The sequence below is a fragment of the Azospirillum sp. UFLA03-27 genome (genome assembly GCF_059803775.1).
The window spans coordinates 1-17,224 of record NZ_JAUQTX010000146.1 but is presented as its reverse complement, the minus strand read 5'-3'; the positions used below and the strand labels follow the sequence as shown (position 1 = coordinate 17,224).

The window sequence follows — 17,224 nt, the reverse complement described above, 5'->3', positions numbered from 1 at the left end:
ATCCAGCACCTCGCCGGCATGAAGGACAGCAAGGTCATCGTCGCGATCAACAAGGACGAGGAGGCGCCCATCTTCCAAGTCGCCGACTACGGCCTCGTCGCCGACCTGTTCAAGGCGGTGCCGGAGCTGGAGCAGGCGCTGTGACGCCATAGGCGTTGCCGGTTCCCCGGATGTCAGGCGCGACGGTCGGGGGCGTCCGGGAAACCGGCGCGGCTCAGCCGGTCCACCGCCGCCACCGCCTCGGCGTGGCAGGAGGGCGGGTGCCAGGCGAGGCCGCGCCCGACGATCCCATCCTCCCCCGCCGCGTGCAGGGCGGCCAGACAGACCGGGGGCACCGGGCCGCCCAGCAGCACGGCACGGGCATCCAGCCCGACACGCCGCCCGTGGACGGGATGGTCGGCGCAGAGCAGCCGGTCCGCCGCCGCGATGGCCGTCTCGGCCGCCGCCCCCAACTCCGTTCGCAGCAGCGGAGCGGCGTCAAGGGCCAGCGCACCGAAGCCCAGCGCGTCGATGACGGCGCTGTCCCCGATTGCCGGCAGACGCGGGCGGAAAGAACCGCCGGGAGAGCCGATGTCCGGCCCCTGCGGCGCTGCCACCGGCGCGCTCGCCCAGCCCTCGCCCATCATGCCCGACAGGCGCAGCCCGAAGCGCACCCCGTTGCCGCCGGCCGCCGTCACCAGCGCCGCCCCTGGCACGCCGTCCGCAGCCAGCATCGTCGTTTTGCAGGCGGCCATCCAGGGGTTGAGGAAGAACTGCCCGGCCTCTTTCAGGAAGGCGCAGACCTCGCCGGTCCCGCCCAACCGCGCCACCAGCGTCTCGGTCAGCAGCTCCGAGGCCACCCCGACGCGCCCGTGCAGCTCGTCCCCCTGCTCCATCGCCTCGCATGCGATGCCGGACAGTTCCACCGGCCCGATGCCGGCCAGCGCCGGACCGACCGCGCCGTGCAGCAGGCGCAGCCGCTCCACAACCGCCCCGCTGACGATGCCGAAACGCAAGGCGGGGCCACCGCCCTCGTTGAGCGGGCTGTAGGCGCGGGCGCCGGAGCCGCCGGCATCCTCCACCACATGCAGCCACATCGACCGCGACACGACGGCGGCGAGCGGGGTGACCACGCCGAAATCCTGCGCCGGACGCAGGGTCACGGCGCCGCTCCGCACCAGGGCGCGGGCCTCCTCCACACTGCCGGCCATGCCTTCGAACAGCAGCGCCGCGGCGGCGGCGTTGAGGATCGGCGGACAGATCTCCGCCGGATCGGTAAAGGGCGGCCCGGCGTGCAGCAGCGTGTGGCGGTCCAGCCCGATCCGCTCCCCGGCAGTTCCGGTCTCCGTCCACACTGGATTGGCGGCCAGCATCCGCTCCACAGCCCGCGCGGTGGCGTCGTTCATCGCGTGTGTCCCCAACTCTTCAGGTGTTTCCGATGCCTTTACGGCAGATGCAGGGGGGCGCGGCCGTAGCCGTTGCTGGCGTCCACCAGATGCAGCAGGTAGCGCAGGAAAACCGCCCGGTCCTCCTTCGGCAGTGGCGCGATGGTGCGGTCGTGGGCGCGCTGGGCCTTCTTGTCCATGCGGCGCAGCAGCTTCCGGCCCTCCGCGGTGATGGCGGCCAGCTTCATGCGCTTGTCCACCGGGCTGGCCCGGCGCTGGATCAGCCCGCGCTCGGCCAGCCGGGCCAGAACGCCCGCCGTGGTCGTGCGGTCGATGCCGATCTGGGCGCCCAGCGTCACCTGATCCAGGTCGGGCCGGTCCACCAGGGCGGTCAGCACGCTGTACTGGACGGGGGTGATGTTGAACTCCGCGCACTCTTCCATGAACATGGCGACGTGGATCTGGTGCAGACGGCGGATGAGGAATCCGGGACGCTCCGCCAGGACGCGGTACGCCTCTTCAATCAGGGGGTCGTCTAAGGTCATCGCGGGCGGTCCGTCGGAGCGGGTTTGGGAAAGCGGCTGTCAGAGAGGATGGCGGCGGGCCGGAGAATCGGCAACCGGGCCGGAAGGCGGTGGCGCCTAGCCCATCAGCGACACATGCGCCGCGACGATCCGCCAGCCCTCGGGCATGCGGACCCAGGTGTGGCTCTGCCGCCCGACCCGCTCCGTGGCGGGGCGCGTGAACTCGGTGTTGGCGGTCGCCATGTCGCGGCCATAGGTGGTGATGACGGTGTTGCGCAACAGACGGTCCAGCCCCGCGGCCGGGCGGCCCTGGCGGAAGGCGGCGATGGCCTCGTAGCCGTACAGGTTCTCGCCCACGCCGTAGCGCAGGGTTGCCGGGTGGTTCCAGAACAGCTCGTCCAGGACCGCCACGTCGTTGCCGGTCAGCGCGCGCTCGTAGCGCTCGAAGGCGGCGGTGACCTCGGCCACCACCTCGGGGATGTTGATCTCAGGCGTCATGCGAACAGATCCTCGGCGATGGCGAGAAGCGCGGAATCGCTGCCGCGCGGGCCGATGAGCGACAGGCCGAGCGGGCAGCCCTGGAGCCGCGCCGCGGGAATGGAGAGTTGCGGAAGCCCGGCCAGACCGGCGGGGCAAAGGATCGCCAGCGCCCGTCCGCGCTCCGCGTCCACCGCCGCCCCCGAGGAGCCGCGCAACGGCGCGATGCCCGGCGCGCTGGGCAGGACGATCAGCCCGTCCGTCCCCAGCAGGTCGTCCATCCGCCGCCGGATGCCCTCCCGCGTCTGCGCCGCCGCGCGGGCGAGCGCGGGGTCGAGCGTGGCCGCCGCGGCGAAGCGATCGCGCACGCCCGGTCCGAAGGTCGGTTTCGTCGCCGTGATCCAGGCGCCGTGCGCTGCCCAGGCTTCGGCGGCCTGGAGCGTCTGGAAGACCGGACGCCATTGGACCAGCCCCTCCGGGGCCAGCGTCACGGTCTCCGCCCCCCCGAACCGCTCGCGCAACCGGTCCAAGGCCGGGGTCAGGGCGGCGCGCACCGCCTCCCCGGCGATGGCAAAGGCGTCCTCGGCGACCAGAAGGCGGCGGACGGCCGGATCGGGCGCCGGGGGCAGCAGCACCGCCCCGACGCGGCGGAGCAGCGCCGCCTCCCGCGCGAACCAGCCCACCGTGTCGAAGCTCGGCGCCAGCGGAACGGAGCCGTCCAGCGGAACCGCTCCGTGGGTGGGCCGGATGCCGTAGAGGCCGCAATAGCTCGCCGGCAGGCGGACCGATCCGCCGGTGTCGGTCCCGATGGCGAAGTCCACCGCCCCGCCCGCCACCGCGGCGGCCGACCCGCTGGAGGAACCTCCAGGAATGCGGCCGGGCGCCTGCGAATTCTCCGGGGTGCCGTAATGGGCGTTCTCGCCGGCCAGACTCCAGGCCAGCTCGTCGGTCAGCGTCTTGCCGGCGACGCGCGCCCCGGCGTCGAGCAGCCGCTGCACGGCGGGCGCGGTCTCCCGCGGGACCTCGTGGGTGCGCAGCCAGTCCGGGTTTCCGGCCCCGGTGGGCAGGCCGGCGATGTGGAACAGGTCCTTCACCGCGAAGCGCAGCCCGGCCAGCGGGCCGCTTGCGGCTCCGGCGACCTCGGTCCGGCCGTAGGGGACGAAGGCGTTCAGGGGGTCGTTCGGCATGATGCTGTGGTCAATCTTAACGTAGGTTCGAATCCCCTCTCCCCTCTGGGGAGAGGGTCAGGGTGAGGGGGTTGCGCTTTTGCCGGACGCACCGCCACGCGCATCCCCCTCACCGGCCCTCCGGGCCACCCTCTCCCCGGAGGGGAGAGGGTTGGAGAACAGCCTGCGCAGCCAGTCTTTCAACATCACCCATAGCAGATTGCCAGCGTTCAATTCCTTGGCGGGCTCGGGAGCGGGTTCCGGGGCCGGGGCGGCCACCGCTTCCGAGGACGCAGCCACCTCCTCTTCCGCCACCGGGGCGGTCGCGGCGAGCCTGGCTTCCAGGTTGCGGGCGAACTCGGCGGTCAGGCGGTTGGCGATCTCCTGCACGATGGCGCCGCGGCTGAACTGGGCCAGAACGCCGGTCAGGGTGAAATCGACGGTCAGGTCGATGCGCGTGCCCGGCCCCTCCTCCAGCACCGCGAAGGTCACGTCGGCCTTGGCGCGGGAGTTGTTCTTGGGGTCCGTGCCCTGGCCGTGGATGACGCCGGTGTGGGTCGCCGCGTCCATCGCCAGCGTGCCCTCGCCCGCGAAGGCGGCGGCGATGGGGCCGAGCTTCACGCGCATCTGCCCGAAGATGCGGTCGCCCTCGCGCGGCTTGGTCAGCGAGGCGCCGGGCATGCAGGCGATCACCTGCTCCACGTCGCCCAGCAGCGGCCAGACGCGGGCGCGCGGGAAGTTGACGGCAAGGGTCTGGGTCATGGTCGGCATGGGCTTACCCCGCGTTCGTGTTGCGCGCGTCGATGACGCGGCGGATGGCGTTGACGATCCCGACATAGCCGGTGCAGCGGCACAAGTTGCCGCTCATCGCCGTGCGGATCGCCGGGTTGTCGGCGTCCGGGCGGCGCAGCACCACGTCGCGCGCCGCCACCAGCATCCCCGGCGTGCAGAAGCCGCACTGCAGCCCGTGCTCGGCGGAGAAGGCCTCGCGCAGCTCCGCGGCGACGGGGTCGTCGTCCAGCCCCTCCACCGTGGTGATGGAGCGCCCGTCGCAGGCCACCGCGAAGGTGATGCAGGAGCGCGCCGGCTCGCCGTCGATCAGGATGGTGCAGGCGCCGCACACGCCGTGCTCGCAGCCCAGATGGGTGCCGGTCAGCAGTTCCCGCTCGCGCAGGAAATCGCCGAGATGCTGGCGCGGCGGCACGCTGGCCTCGACCCGCGTGCCGTTGACGGTCAGGGAAATGGTTTTGGCGTGGGCGCTCATGACATCACCTGCGCGATGGCGCGCTTCAGCGCGACGGTGTGGGTCCGAAGGGCGATGGGGTCGTCCGCGGCGGGGCTGCCGGCGAGGTGCACGGCCAGCGCCGCTTCCGTGCAGCCACCCTCGAACAGGGCCGGGCCGTCGATCACCACCGGCTTGCCGGAGGTCGCCCCGGCGACGCAGCGCTGGATGCCCCGCGCCGGGTCGATCAGCACCGCGCCGGTGGCGTGGGAGAATTCGCCGGTCTTGCGGCAGACCTTGTAATAGCCCCAGCGCGCCCGGTCGGACAGGGCGGGCACCTGGATTTCCGCGACGATCTCGCCCGGCTGCAACGCCGTCTCGAACACGCCGAGGATGAAGTCGGTCATCGGCACGCTGCGCCGCCCGCTTTGGCCCGCGATCACCACGTCGGCGCCGAGGGCGGTCAGCACGTTCACCCAGTCCGCCGCAGGGTCGGCGTGGGCGAGGCTGCCGCCGATGGTGCCGCGGTTGCGCACCGCGCGGTAGGCGATCACCGCCGCCACGCTGGGAAGCACGCCGCGCGTCACGTCCGGGTAATCGCCGTCCTCCAGCCGCGCGTGGGTGACGCAGGCCCCGATGACCAGCCGGTCGCCCTCCTGGCGGATCGTCCGAAGCTCGGCGATGCGGGTGATGTCCACCAGCAGCTCCGGCTGGGCCAGCCGCAGGTTCAGCATGGGGCCGAGCGACTGGGAGCCGGCCACCGGCCGCACCATCACGTCCTCGCGCACCAGAAGCTCCAGCGCGGCGTCCAGCGTCGCCGGCTGCGCGTAGTCGAAATCGACCGCCTTCATGCCGCCCCCCGCGTTTCGGCGATGGCGCCGAGGATGACTTCCGGCGTCATCGGCGCGTTCGTCACGATGACTCCCAGCGGCTTCAGCGCGTCGTTGATGGCGTTGCAGATCGCGGCGGGCGGGGCGATGGCGCCGCCCTCGCCGATGCCCTTCACGCCGAACTCGGTGTAGGGCGAGGGGGTCAGCATGTGGATGATCCTCACGTGCGGGACCTCGGTGAATCCGGGGATCAGGTAGTCCGCGAAGGTGGAGGCGAGCGGCTGGCCCTCCGCGTCGTAGGGCATCCGCTCGTAGAGCGCGGTGCCGACGCCCTGGGCGACGCCGCCGTAGATCTGGCCGTCGACGACCATCGGGTTGACCATGGTCCCGGCATCCTCGACCACCACGTAGTCGAGGATCTCGACCTGCCCGATCTCCGGGTCCACGGCCACCGCCACGGCGTGGGTGGCGTAGGAGAAGGTGCCGTGGTCGCTGCCCGGCTTGTAGCCAGCGGTGACCTCCAGCCCGCCGCGGTCCACGTCGGCGGGGAGGAGCTGCGGCGCGCGGTACCAGGTGTGGGCGATCTCGCGGATGGTCACCGCGGCGGGGCCAGCCGTTACGGCTCCGTCCTTCAGGGCCACCCCGTCCGGGCCAGCCTGCATCAGGTGCGCGCCGATCCGGCACAGCCGCTCGGCCAGCGTGCGGCAGGCGGTGGCGACGGCGCCGCCGGCCATGACCATGCTGCGCGACCCCCAGGTGCCCGTCGAATAGGGCGTCAGGCCGGTGTCGCCGTGCACCAGCTTGATCTTCTCCAGCGGGATGCCCAGCACCTCGTGGGCGACCTGGGCGAAGGTCGTCTCCATGCTCTGGCCGTGCGACTGCACGCCGACGCGCAGTTCCAGCCCGCCGTCCGGGGTGATGCGGGCCTGCGCCTGCTCGTGCCCCGGCACCATGGGGATGCCCCAGCCGTGATAGACGGCGGTGCCGTGGGCCGACTGCTCGCAATAGGTGGCGAAGCCGACGCCGATCAGCCGGCCGTCCGCCTCTCCGCTCTTCTGGCGGGCGCGCCAGCCCTCAAGCTCGATGGCGGCGACGGCGCGGCGGACGGATTCGGGATAGTCGCCGCTGTCGAAATGCTTCCTCGTCACGTTGTCGAAGGGCATCTTCTCGGGCGGGACGAGGTTTTCCAGCCGGACCTGCCATGGCTCCCGCCCGACGGCGTCGGCCACGGCGTCGATCATCTGCTCCATGGCGAAGCACACGCCGGTGCGCGCCACGCCGCGGTAGGGAACGATCGGCGGCTTGTTGGTGCAGACGGAGAAGGTGCGGCAGCGGTAATGCGCGAAGTCGTAGGGGCCGGGCAGGATGCTGCCGACCTGCGCCGCCTCCAGGCAGGCGGAGAAGGGATAGACGGAGTAGGCGCCGGCATCGACCCAGGCGTCGGCCTCGATCCCCAGCAGCCGCCCGCGCGCGTCGGCGTAGGCGGTGATCTCGTAATGATGTTCGCGGGCGTTGGCGGCGGCGACCAGATGCTCCCGCCGGTCCTCGGTCCAGCGGACGGGACGGTCGAGGCGCATGGCGATCCAGGCGGCCACGATCTCCTCCGGCTGGAGCAGGCCCTTCCAGCCGAAGCCGCCGCCGACGTCCGGGGCCACCACGCGGATCAGCCCCTGGTCGAGGTCCAGGCATTCCGACAGGCCGGCGCGCACGATGTGCGGCATCTGGGTCGAGGTGGTCAGGACGAGCTGTTCGACGTGGCGGTCCCAATGGGCGACCACGCCCTTGCCCTCCAGCGGCACCATGCACTGGCGCGCCGTTCGGATGGTCCGCGACACCTTGACCGGGGCGGTGGCGGCGATCTCCGCGATGGTCCCGCCGACGTTGGTTTCCAGGAAGACATTGTCCGGCCAGTGGTCGTGCACCTTCGGCGCGCCCGGCTTCACCGCCTCCAGCATGTCGGCATTCACCGGCAGCTCGGCGTAGTCGACGAAGACGGAGGCCGCGATGTCCTCGGCCTCGGCGCGGGTGGCGGCGACGCAGACGGCCACCGGCTCGCCGACGAAGCGCACCTTGCCATCGGCCAGCGCCGGCTGCTCCGACACCTTGAAGCCGGGCAGGCCCGACACGGCGCGGATCGGCTTGACGCCGCCCGCCGCCAGATCCGCCCAGGTGAAGACGGCGCCGCGGTGCTCCTCCGGGATCTCGATGCCGGTGATGGTGGCGTGGGCGACCGGGCTGCGCACGAAGGCCAATTCCTTCATGCCGACCAGGGCGATGTCGCCGACGAAGCGGCCCCGCCCGCGCAGCAGCCGGTCGTCCTCCTTGCGGCGGACCCGCGCGCCGACACCGGAACCGGCGCCCGATCCAGCGGTGCTAACCTCTCCCATTCCCTGACCCTCTCTTTTTTCTTAACCGCCCAGATAGGCGCGCTGGATGTGGTCGTTGGCGAGCATGGCCTGCCCCGTGCCCTGCTCCATCACCTGCCCGCTCTCCAGCAGATAGGCGCGGTCGCACATGTCGAGCGCGGCGTAGGCGTTCTGCTCGACCATCAGCACGGTCGTCCCTTCCCGGCGGATGTCCGACACGATCTCGAAGGTGCGCTCCACGAGGTTGGGGGCGAGGCCCAGCGACGGCTCGTCGAACAGCACGATCTTCGGGCGCGACATCAGCGCCCGCGCGATGGCCAGCATCTGCTGCTCGCCGCCCGACATGGTGCCGGCGGGCTGATTCAGCCGCTCCTTCAGGCGGGGGAAGCGGTCGAACAGCCGCTCCATGTCCTGGGCCACCGCCTGATGGTCGCGGCGCAGATAGGCGCCCATCTCCAGATTCTCGCGCACGGTCAGGTGGGGGAAGACGCGCCGCCCCTCCGGACAGTGGGCCACCCCGAGCGCCAGCACCGTGCGGGGTGCTGCGTTGCCGATCTCCCGCCCCTCGAAGGTGATGCGGCCGGAGGCCAGCGGCAGCAGGCCGCTGATGGCGCGCAGCGTGGTGGTCTTGCCGGCGCCGTTGGCGCCGATCAGGGTGACCAGCTCCCCCTCCTCCACCGTCAGCGAGACGTTGCGGAGCGCCGGGATCTGGCCGTAGCAGACGGTGATCCCCTCAACCTTTAGCATGCTTCACCCCCTGTCCCAGGTAGGCCTGGATCACGTCCGGGTTGGCGCGGATGACCTCCGGCCGGCCTTCCGCGATGATGCGCCCGTGGTTCAGCACCACCACACGGTCGGAGATGGTCATCACCATGCGCATGTCGTGCTCGACCAGCAGGATGGTCACGCCGCGGTCGCGGATGCGCTGCACGACGCCCATGAAGGCCTCCGTCTCCGACGGGTTCAGCCCGGCGGCGGGCTCGTCCAGCAGCAGCAGCTTCGGGTCGGCGGCCAGCGCGATGGCGATGCCGAGCAACCGCTGCTCGCCGTAGGCGAGATTGCCGGCCAGCTCGTCGGCGCGGTGCGACAGCCCGACGAAGGCCAGGATCTCGGCCACCGCCGCCCGCATCCGCTCCGTCTCCGCCCGCACCGAGGCGAGCCGCAGCAGCGCCCCCCAGGTCTCCGCCTTCCCCTGCCGGTGCATCCCGGTCAGCACGTTGTCGAAGACGGTGCAGCCGGCGAAGATGCTGGTGCGCTGGAAGGTGCGCACGACGCCCAGGCCCGCGATGCGGTTGGAGGAGAGGCGCGTCAGGTCGGTGCCGCGGAACAGCACCTTGCCGCCGGTCGGCTTCAGGAAGCCGGTGATGACGTTGAAGGCGGTCGTCTTGCCCGCCCCGTTGGGGCCGATCAGGCTGACGATCTCCCCTTCCGGCACGGCGAAGCTCATCGAGGCGATGGCGATCAGGCCGCTGAAGTGAACGGCGACCTCGCGCACTTCCAAAATTGGCGCATCAGCGGTGTCGAAGGCGAGGCTCATGCCGAGGTCTCCTTGCGCAGGCCCAGCGCCGTGGCGGCGACGCGCTTGCGGCGGCCGGCGAACCAGTTCTTCACCGCCGGAACCATGCCCTGCGGCAGGAAGAAGACGACCACGATCATGGCGACGCCGTAGATGATCCACTGCACCTCGGGCCGCGCCACCTCGCGCAGAACCTCGGGCAGGATGCCGAAGGCGAGGCCGCCGACGATCGGCCCGGCCAGCGTGCCCTTGCCCCCCGTCACCACCATGATGACCATGGTCACCGTGTAGATGAACATGAAGACGTCCGGATCGACGATGCGGATGTAGTGGGTGTAGAGCCCGCCCGCGGCCCCGGCCATGCCCGCCGCAATCACCGTGGCGACGACCAGATAGCGCGTCACGTCGATGCCGACCGAGCGCGCCAGCGACTCGTTCTCGCGCAGCGCCACCAGCGCCCGGCCGACCCGCGACTGCACCAGCCGCTGGATCACCAGGAAGCAGACCACCGCGACCGCCAGCACCAGAAGGTAATTGTATTCCTTCTTGTAGAGCGGGATCACCCCGTCCCACGGCAGCCAGACCGACAGCGGCGGGATGTTGTTCAGCGCCATCGGCCCTTCGGTCAGGTCCACCCAGTTCAGCGCGACCATGCGCATGACCTGGGCGAAGCTGATGGTGACGATGACGAAGTAGGCCCCGCGCACCCGGAAGGCGAGCTTGCCGATCAGGAAGCCGAACAGCGCCGCCATCAGGATGCCGCCGAGGAAGGCGACCCACACCGGCTGCGGCCCCAGCACGAAGGGTTCCGCCCCGCCGAGATCGAGGTCGAAGCCCAGCGACAGCAACGCGCTGGTGTAGGCGCCGATGCCGAAGAAGGCAATGTGGCCGAGGCTGAGCTGCCCGGTGTAGCCGAGCAGCAGGTTCAGGCTCATCGCCCCGATGATGAAGATGCCGGTCGAAGTCAGGACGTAGAGGATGTACTGGTCGCCCAGCCACAGCGGCCCAACCGCCATGAACAAAACGAACAGCCAGGGGAGGAGGCGCGTCGTCATCCGATCCGCTCCTTCATGGCGAAGAGACCCTGGGGCCGCACGATCAGCACGGCGATGATCAGCAGGAAGCCCATGGCGTCGCGGTAGCCCGACGACAGGTAGCCGGCGCCGAACTCCTCGGCGAGCGCCAGCACGAAGCCGCCGATGGTGGCGCCGGGGATGTTGCCCAGCCCGCCCAGGATGACGATGGCGAAGGCCTTGAGCGCCACCAGATCGCCCATGGTCGGCGTGACCACGAAGATCGGGCCGAGCAGCGCCCCCGCTGTGGCGGCGAGGCCGGAGCCGAGCGCGAAGGTCAGCGTGTACATCAGCCCGCGGTTGACGCCCATCAGGGCCGCCGTGTCCGGGTCCTGGAAGGTGGCGCGCATGGCGACACCCAGCTTGGTCCGGTTGATGAGCAGGTAGAAGCCGCCCAGCAGCAGCAGCGCCACGCCCAGCACGAACAGCCGGTTCATGCCCACCGACACCGACCCCAGCACCACCGGCTCGGTCGGGAAGGGGCCGGGCACGGACTTCGCCACACCGCCCCAGACGAGCTGCTCGCCGGCCTGCATGGCGATGCCGGCGCCGATCATCACCAGCATGGTGGTGTCGATGTCGGCGCCCTTCAGCGGGCGCAGCAGCGTGAATTCGATCAGCGCGCCCAGCGCCATGCCCAGCAATGCTGCCATCGCCAGGGACATGAAGAAGTTCAGCCCCATCATCCCGGCCAGCATGTAGGCCATGTAGGCGCCGAAGGTGTAAAGCTCGCCATGGGTGAAGTTGACCACGCGCATGATGCCGAAGATCAGCGTCAGGCCGATTCCCAGCAGCGCGTAGGTCCCCCCCAGGACCACGGCGTTCAAAAGATGCTGCAGATGCGCTTCCACCGCGTGTCTCCATCCCTCGGTTTTCCCCTCTCCCCTCCGGGGAGAGGGTCAGGGTGAAGGGGGTGCGCTTGTGCCGGACGCGGCGCCATGGACATCCCCCTCACCCTTCCCACGCCTGCGGCGCGGGCCCCTTCCCTCTCCCCAGAGGGGAGAGGGCGGTGAAGCCGGTTACGGCATCGTCACCTTGCCGTCCTTCACCTGGACGACGTAGACGTTGGCCTCGTTCTGGCCGCTCTCCTTGCCTTCCGGGCCGTCCTTCTTGAAGGCGATGTCGCCGTTCACGCCGTCCAGCTTGACGGTCCACAGCGCGTCGCGGATGGCTTGCGGCTCGGCCTTGCCGGCCGTCTTGATGGCTTCCACGATGGTCATGATGCCGTCATAGCCGCGGTAGCCCTCGGTCAGGCCGGCGAAGTCGTAGCCCTTCTTGTTCCAGCCATCCACGAAGGTCTTGGCGACCGTCGGGTGCACCGCCTTCTCCGGGAACCAGGGGGCGAAGAACAGCGTGAAGTAGCCGCCGTCCGCCGCCGCACCCGCCTGCGCGATGAGCTGGTCGGGGGAGGAGGAGCCGCCGTTGGTGATGACCCGGTGCGGCAGGCGCAGTTCCGCCGCCTGCTTCAGGATCAGGGTGATCTGCTCGACGCCGGTGGTGACGAACAGCGTGTCGCCGCCCGACTGCTTGATGCTGGAGAGCTGGGCCGACAGGTCGGTGGCTTCCGGCGCCATCGTCTCGGTGACGCCGATCTTGACGCCCTTGGCCTGGAGCATCTTGCGGAACTCCTCCGCCGAGCCGCGGCCGAAGTCGTTGTTCACCGCCAGGAAATCGGCCTTCTGGATGGCCGGCTGGAAGTGGTCCAGCTTCTCCGCGAAGGACTTGGCCTCCATGGCCGAGGTCGGGGCGATGCGGAAGACCCATGGGTTGCCCGAGGTGGTGATCTTGGTCGAGGAGGAGGTCTCCACCACCATCGGCACGCCGTACTCCACCAGCTTCGGCATCACCGCCAGGGTGAAGGTGGAGCTCCAGGCGCCCATCAGCACCGGGACCTTGTCGCGCACGATCAGCTTCTCGGCGGAGGCGACGGCCTCCTTCGGGTTGCTCTTGTTGTCCTCAATGATCAGCTGGATCTTCTTGCCGAGAACGCCGCCGTTGGCGTTCACGACCTCCTCAGCCACCCGCGCGCCGTTGGCGACGTAGTTGCCCGACGCGGCGACCGCGCCGGTCAGCGGCTGGGTCACGCCGATCTTGATCGTCTCCTGCGCAAAGGCCACGCCCGGCGCCAGCAGCGCGGCGCTCAGCAGCAACGCCGTGGTCTTCATCGTCCGCATGTCGTCTAGCCCCCTCTTCTTGATTTGAACTCTCGGGTTATTCGGTCACCAGGCGGCGACCGCCCCATCGCTGCGGGGATCGGTTGCCCCCTCCAGCGTTCCGTCGGCATGGCGGACGATGGCGCCCGCATGCCCCATGGTGCTCGTGTACGGATCGAGCAGCTCGACTTCGTGCCCGGCGTCGCGCAGGGCGGCGACCAGGGCGGGGTCGAAACGGCTTTCCAGCTTCAGCGTCACGCTGTCCTCGCCCCAGGTGCGGCCGAGCAGCCAGCGCGGCGCCGTCACGGCGGCCTGCAGGCCCTGCCCGAACATCGCGTAGCGGGAGAAGACGGCGGCCTGCGTCTGCGGCTGCCCCTCCCCGCCCATGGTCCCGTAGACCATGCTGCGCCCATCGTCGAAGCGGGCCATCGCCGGGTTCAGCGTGTGGAAGGGCTTGCGCCCCGGAGCCAACGCGTTCCAGCCATCCTCCGCCAATCGGAAGGAGGCGCCGCGGTTCTGCCAGGTGATGCCGGTGTCCGGCAGGACGAGGCCGGAGCCGAATTCGAAATAGACGCTCTGGATCATGCTGACGGCGCGGCCCTGCCCGTCGATCACGCCCAGCCACACCGTGTCGCCGGGCTTCGCCACATGCGGCCAGGGCAGCGCGCGGGCGCGGTCGATGTTCGCCGCCAGCCCGTCCAGCACGGCGTCGTCGAGGAAGCTCTGCACCTCCCGCCCCATGTAGGCCGGGTCGCCGACCTCGCGGTCGCGGACCAGGAAGGCCTGCTTGGTCGCCTCGATCAGACCGTGGATGTGGTCGAACCCTTCGCCCTCCGTCACGCCCAACCGGTCGAACAGCGCGAGGATCATCAGCGAGGCCAGACCCTGCGTCGGCGGCGGGTGGTTGAACAGCCGCACCCCGCGCACGCCGACCGACAGGGCCGGGCGGCGGTGCGCCGCGTGGGCCGCGAGATCCGCCGCGTCCACCGGCGAGCCGGCGCGCTGCAGATCCGCCGCGATGGAGGCGGCGAGCGGCCCGCGGTAGAAGCTGTCCAGCCCCTCCGCCGCCAGCCGGCGCAGCGTGGCGGCCAGAGCCGGCTGCTTCAGCGTAGAGCCCTCCAGCGGCACGGCGTCGCCCGGCAGGAAGGTGCTGGCGAAGCCGGGAACGTCCTTCAGCTCGTGCAGCTTCTGGCGGGTCAGCCCTTCCTGGCTGGCGGTGACGGGGATGCCCTGCTCAGCGTGGGCGATGGCCTCCTCCAGGATGCGGGCGAGCGGCAGCGGCTCGGCCCAGCCGGCGCTGACGGCCAGCGCCTCGCGCCAGCCGTCGATGGTGCCGGCAACCGTGTTGGCCGCCAGCGGCCCGCGCCACGGCACCGTCGCGTGGCCGTGGCGCCGGTAGAGGTCGAGCGAGACGGCCTTGCCCGCCCCGCCGCAGGCGTCGATGGCGACGGGATCGCGCCCCGGTTCGGCGATCAGCCAGAAGCCGTCGCCGCCGATGCCGGTCATGTGCGGGTAGACGACGGCCAGAGCCGCGGCGACCGCGACCGCCGCCTCGACGGCGGTGCCGCCGTCGCGCAGGATCTGGAGACCGGCCTGGCTGGCGAGATGGTGCGGGGAGGTGACCATTCCCCGGCGGCTGCGCGGCGTGTTCAGCATGGGAACCTCAGGGAAGAAGGCCGTGGATCATCCGCGCCGCCGTCAGCCCCAGGAACAGGGCGAAGACGCGGCGCAGGACGCAGGTGTCGAGGCTGTGGGCGAGCCGCGCGCTGAGCGGCGCCATCGCCATGGAGGCCGGCAGGATCAGCGCCAGCCCCAGCAGGTTGACGTAGCCCAGGCTGAAATCCGGGCGGCCCGGCACGTTCCAGCCGGTCAGCACGAAGCCCACCGTCCCCGGCACGCCGATGATGAAGCCGAGCGCCGCCGCCGTGCCGACCGCGCGGTGGATCGGGTAGCCGAACAGGGTCAGGATGGGGACGCTGAGCGTGCCGCCGCCGATGCCCATCATCGCCGACATCATGCCGATGCCGCCGGCCAGCCCCTGGCGCGGCGCGCCGCTCGGCAGCCCGTCGGCAATCCGCCACTCGGGCTTGCCGAACAGCATGTGCAGCGTGACCAGAACCGCCATCCCGGCGAACACCGCCGTCAGCACCGGGCCGCGCACCACGCCGGCCACCGCCGTTCCCGCCAGCACGCCGAGGAAGATCGCCGGCCCCCAGGCCCGCAGCAGCTCGCCGTCCACGGCGCCACGCCGCCGGTGGGCGCGCAGCGACGTCAGCGAGGTGGCGATGATGGTGGCGAGCGAGGTGCCGACCGCGACGTGCATGCGCACGGCCTCGTCCACGCCCAGCACGGTGAACAGGTGATAGAGCACCGGCACGATCACGATGCCGCCGCCCACCCCCATCATGCCGGCCGCCAGCCCGGCGAAGCCGCCGGCCAGCAGCAGCCCGCCGCCGAGGATGGGAAGCTGCGGCACCGCCGCGATCCCCAGCCCGGTCACGGGATGCCCCGCCACATCTGTAGAAACCCTCTCATTTTTATGGATATCCGACTTTTTCCGTTGGTTTCCCATCCCTTTGCGAACGCCGTGCCAACCGGCAGAACACTGCGCATTTCGGTTTGGCGGGAGGACGGGCGCGGCGTGACGCCAGGGCTGAAAACCGCCCTAATGTTGGGCAAACGGATGGATGGAGGGGCCACGCGGCTGCCGGAAAACGGCTGCGATCCTGTTGATAAACAACAAATAATTGTGAGTTCTGAACGAGCCGGCCTTCCGCTTCATTCCTGCGCAACCTCTGCCTGCTGCGCGGGCATTCATCAGTATGCTGAGGATATGAGGATGTTCATGAAGAGCCCGTGCATGCCCCGGCGCGGCGACGGCGGACCGGCCCAAGAACCTCTGGAAACCCCTGGTTTCCGTCTTGGCTTCTGTGTTCGTGCACAAATCGGTGGCAGGGTGCCACACCGTGCCGCCGCGCCGTGAATCATCAGCATACTGCGGAGAACAGGGCGCTGACGGGCGGCGGGTGCGCGCGGTGGTATGCCGTATTGTGCGTATTTTGACCACCAGATGCCCAACAGGCGGTCATTCGTCAGTGTGCTGAAGTTTTGTGCGGCCCGGCGACTCCGCCCCGCCTTGGCATGACCCTTGCTGAAAGGACGGCCAGATAAAAATCAGCGCAAGAAGGTGGGTTATGTCAGAGACGCACACGTTCGACCTCGTGCTCCGCGGCGGACGGATTCTCGATCCGGCCAACGGGCTGGATCTGGTCGGCGATCTGGCGGTCGCGAAGGGCCGCATCGCGGCGGTGGCGGAACGGCTGCCCGACGATGCCGCCGACACCATCCTCGACGTATCCGGAAAGCTCGTGACGCCGGGCCTGATCGACACCCACGCGCACGTCTTCGAAAAGGTCACCGGGCGCTTCGGGCTGAACCCGGACATGGTGGGCGTGCGCTCCGGCGTGTCGACGCTGGTCGACCAGGGCGGGCCGAGCCTGATGACCCTGCCGGCCTTCCGCCGCTTCATCGCCGAGCCGGCGCGCTCGCGCACGCTGTGCTTCCTGTCGGCCTATCTGGTCGGCGGACTGGAGGGGCACTATTACCCGCAGCTCTACCGTCCGGATTGCGTCGATGTGGACGCCACCATCCGCGTCGGGCGCGAGAACCGCGACATCGTGAAGGGCATCAAGGCCCATGCGGAGGTCGGCGGCGCATCGCGCTGGGGCCTCGACGTCATCAAGCAGGCCAAGCGCATCGCCGACGGCATCGGCGTGCCGCTCTACGTCCATCTCGGCCAGCTCTGGCCGGAGGTCGAGGGCGGCGAAGCCGTCGATCCCGACATGCTGGTGGAGGAGCTGGTCCCGCTTCTCGATTCGCGCGATATCCTGGCCCATCCCTTCACCCGGCATCCCGGCGGCTTCATCTCAACCCGCACCGGCGAGGTGCATCCGGTCATCTACAAGGCGCTGGAGCGCGGGCTGACCGTGGACGTCGGCCACGGCTCGCACTTCAGCTTCGAGATGGCGCGGCGGACGCTGGCGGCGGGCATCCTGCCCTACACGCTGGGCGCCGACCTGCACGGCTACAACGTGAAGGCCCCGACGGCGGGCGCCGGCGGCGACCGCGAGGCCAACCCCTTCTACGGCGTCGCCCCCTTCAGCCTGACCCACGCGATGACCGAGCTGCTGACTCTCGGCATGGCGCTGGGCGACGTGCTGAAGACGGTGACCAGCAACCCCGCCGCCATGCTGGGCATGGCCGACGAGATCGGCGCGCTGACTCCGGGCATGGCCGCCGACGTCGCGGTGCTGGAGGTCAAGACCGGCCGCTGGCAGCTCAGCGACAACAGCGGCGAGCGGGTGACCGCGCCGGAGATGATCGTCCCGGCCTTCTCGCTGCGCGACGGCGTGGTGCAGGAGGTGGACAGCCCGCTATTGCCGAAGCCGATCCCGGTGGCGGCGTAACGGGGCGGGCTTGCCCCCACCCTAACCCTGTCTCTTATACACATCTCCGAGCCCACGAGACTATAAC

Annotated in this window: 16 protein-coding genes and 1 pseudogene; 2 read left to right on the top strand and 15 right to left on the bottom strand. The window is 70.4% G+C overall.

All coding sequences use genetic code 11. From position 1 onward, the window contains the following. A pseudogene (locus Q4I23_RS20450) lies at positions 1–144 on the top strand (electron transfer flavoprotein subunit alpha/FixB family protein); the annotation flags it as partial. Positions 145–173: 29 nt separating this feature from the next. Here the strand turns inward: Q4I23_RS20450 and Q4I23_RS20445 are convergent. The 15 genes from Q4I23_RS20445 to Q4I23_RS20375 all read right to left on the bottom strand — a co-directional run bounded on the left by Q4I23_RS20445 (position 174) and on the right by Q4I23_RS20375 (position 15,206). Further along, complete coding sequence (locus Q4I23_RS20445; RefSeq protein WP_498527418.1) at positions 174–1,385, bottom strand: YlbE family protein; 1,212 nt, start codon at positions 1,383–1,385, stop codon at positions 174–176. Between the two features lie 38 nt (positions 1,386–1,423). Further along, positions 1,424–1,909, bottom strand: a complete 486-nt coding sequence (locus tag Q4I23_RS20440; protein WP_145626201.1) for a MarR family winged helix-turn-helix transcriptional regulator — start codon at positions 1,907–1,909, stop codon at positions 1,424–1,426. Positions 1,910–2,005: 96 nt separating this feature from the next. Then, complete coding sequence (hpxZ, locus tag Q4I23_RS20435; protein WP_498527417.1) at positions 2,006–2,386, bottom strand: oxalurate catabolism protein HpxZ; 381 nt, start codon at positions 2,384–2,386, stop codon at positions 2,006–2,008. Then, positions 2,383–3,552, bottom strand: coding sequence for an amidase (locus tag Q4I23_RS20430; protein WP_498527416.1), 1,170 nt, complete (start codon positions 3,550–3,552; stop codon positions 2,383–2,385). The genes hpxZ and Q4I23_RS20430 overlap by 4 nt, the downstream gene beginning before the upstream one ends. A gap of 57 nt (positions 3,553–3,609) precedes the next feature. Next, a complete protein-coding gene (locus tag Q4I23_RS20425; protein WP_498527415.1) occupies positions 3,610–4,302 on the bottom strand; it encodes an SRPBCC family protein in 693 nt (230 codons plus the stop codon). 4 nt (positions 4,303–4,306) lie between these two features. Beyond that, positions 4,307–4,795: a (2Fe-2S)-binding protein gene (locus Q4I23_RS20420; RefSeq protein ID WP_498527414.1), complete on the bottom strand. Its 489-nt coding sequence runs from the start codon at positions 4,793–4,795 to the stop codon at positions 4,307–4,309. After that, positions 4,792–5,604 (bottom strand): FAD binding domain-containing protein, encoded by an 813-nt coding sequence (locus tag Q4I23_RS20415; protein ID WP_498527413.1) that lies wholly within the window; start codon positions 5,602–5,604, stop codon positions 4,792–4,794. Before Q4I23_RS20415 ends, Q4I23_RS20420 begins: the two co-directional genes overlap by 4 nt. Further along, positions 5,601–7,970: a xanthine dehydrogenase family protein molybdopterin-binding subunit gene (locus Q4I23_RS20410; RefSeq protein ID WP_498527412.1), complete on the bottom strand. Its 2,370-nt coding sequence runs from the start codon at positions 7,968–7,970 to the stop codon at positions 5,601–5,603. Before Q4I23_RS20410 ends, Q4I23_RS20415 begins: the two co-directional genes overlap by 4 nt. 21 nt (positions 7,971–7,991) lie before the next feature. After that, a complete protein-coding gene (locus tag Q4I23_RS20405; protein ID WP_145679927.1) occupies positions 7,992–8,696 on the bottom strand; it encodes an ABC transporter ATP-binding protein in 705 nt (234 codons plus the stop codon). Further along, positions 8,683–9,486, bottom strand: a complete 804-nt coding sequence (locus tag Q4I23_RS20400) for an ABC transporter ATP-binding protein (RefSeq protein WP_145679925.1) — start codon at positions 9,484–9,486, stop codon at positions 8,683–8,685. The genes Q4I23_RS20405 and Q4I23_RS20400 overlap by 14 nt, the downstream gene beginning before the upstream one ends. Continuing rightward, the gene (locus tag Q4I23_RS20395) at positions 9,483–10,520 is read right to left on the bottom strand and encodes a branched-chain amino acid ABC transporter permease (RefSeq protein ID WP_454020797.1); all 1,038 of its coding nucleotides are present in this window, start codon (positions 10,518–10,520) and stop codon (positions 9,483–9,485) included. The genes Q4I23_RS20400 and Q4I23_RS20395 overlap by 4 nt, the downstream gene beginning before the upstream one ends. After that, positions 10,517–11,389 (bottom strand): branched-chain amino acid ABC transporter permease, encoded by an 873-nt coding sequence (locus Q4I23_RS20390; RefSeq protein WP_498527411.1) that lies wholly within the window; start codon positions 11,387–11,389, stop codon positions 10,517–10,519. Before Q4I23_RS20390 ends, Q4I23_RS20395 begins: the two co-directional genes overlap by 4 nt. 168 nt (positions 11,390–11,557) lie before the next feature. Further along, positions 11,558–12,712, bottom strand: a complete 1,155-nt coding sequence (locus Q4I23_RS20385; protein WP_145679922.1) for an ABC transporter substrate-binding protein — start codon at positions 12,710–12,712, stop codon at positions 11,558–11,560. A 45-nt stretch (positions 12,713–12,757) separates the two neighbouring features. After that, positions 12,758–14,347, bottom strand: a complete 1,590-nt coding sequence (locus tag Q4I23_RS20380; RefSeq protein ID WP_498527410.1) for a gamma-glutamyltransferase family protein — start codon at positions 14,345–14,347, stop codon at positions 12,758–12,760. A 7-nt stretch (positions 14,348–14,354) separates the two neighbouring features. Continuing rightward, positions 14,355–15,206, bottom strand: coding sequence for a sulfite exporter TauE/SafE family protein (locus tag Q4I23_RS20375; RefSeq protein WP_498527409.1), 852 nt, complete (start codon positions 15,204–15,206; stop codon positions 14,355–14,357). Positions 15,207–15,885: 679 nt separating this feature from the next. Here Q4I23_RS20375 and Q4I23_RS20370 point away from each other — a divergent pair. Next, the gene (locus tag Q4I23_RS20370) at positions 15,886–17,157 is read left to right on the top strand and encodes an amidohydrolase/deacetylase family metallohydrolase (RefSeq protein WP_498527408.1); all 1,272 of its coding nucleotides are present in this window, start codon (positions 15,886–15,888) and stop codon (positions 17,155–17,157) included. Positions 17,158–17,224 lie beyond the last annotated feature (67 nt).

Bases quoted from the DNA above. Each gene is read 5' to 3' on its own strand.
- Q4I23_RS20395 (WP_454020797.1), bottom strand. From the start codon at position 10,520: ATGACGACGCGCCTCCTCCCCTGGCTGTTCGTTTTGTTCATGGCGGTT.
- Q4I23_RS20385 (WP_145679922.1), bottom strand. From the start codon at position 12,712: ATGCGGACGATGAAGACCACGGCGTTGCTGCTGAGCGCCGCGCTGCTG.
- Q4I23_RS20400 (WP_145679925.1), bottom strand. From the start codon at position 9,486: ATGAGCCTCGCCTTCGACACCGCTGATGCGCCAATTTTGGAAGTGCGC.
- Q4I23_RS20420 (WP_498527414.1), bottom strand. From the start codon at position 4,795: ATGAGCGCCCACGCCAAAACCATTTCCCTGACCGTCAACGGCACGCGG.
- Q4I23_RS20370 (WP_498527408.1), top strand. From the start codon at position 15,886: ATGTCAGAGACGCACACGTTCGACCTCGTGCTCCGCGGCGGACGGATT.
- Q4I23_RS20445 (WP_498527418.1), bottom strand. From the start codon at position 1,385: ATGAACGACGCCACCGCGCGGGCTGTGGAGCGGATGCTGGCCGCCAAT.
- hpxZ (WP_498527417.1), bottom strand. From the start codon at position 2,386: ATGACGCCTGAGATCAACATCCCCGAGGTGGTGGCCGAGGTCACCGCC.
- Q4I23_RS20440 (WP_145626201.1), bottom strand. From the start codon at position 1,909: ATGACCTTAGACGACCCCCTGATTGAAGAGGCGTACCGCGTCCTGGCG.
- Q4I23_RS20425 (WP_498527415.1), bottom strand. From the start codon at position 4,302: ATGCCGACCATGACCCAGACCCTTGCCGTCAACTTCCCGCGCGCCCGC.
- Q4I23_RS20410 (WP_498527412.1), bottom strand. From the start codon at position 7,970: ATGGGAGAGGTTAGCACCGCTGGATCGGGCGCCGGTTCCGGTGTCGGC.
- Q4I23_RS20405 (WP_145679927.1), bottom strand. From the start codon at position 8,696: ATGCTAAAGGTTGAGGGGATCACCGTCTGCTACGGCCAGATCCCGGCG.
- Q4I23_RS20380 (WP_498527410.1), bottom strand. From the start codon at position 14,347: ATGCTGAACACGCCGCGCAGCCGCCGGGGAATGGTCACCTCCCCGCAC.
- Q4I23_RS20430 (WP_498527416.1), bottom strand. From the start codon at position 3,552: ATGCCGAACGACCCCCTGAACGCCTTCGTCCCCTACGGCCGGACCGAG.
- Q4I23_RS20415 (WP_498527413.1), bottom strand. From the start codon at position 5,604: ATGAAGGCGGTCGATTTCGACTACGCGCAGCCGGCGACGCTGGACGCC.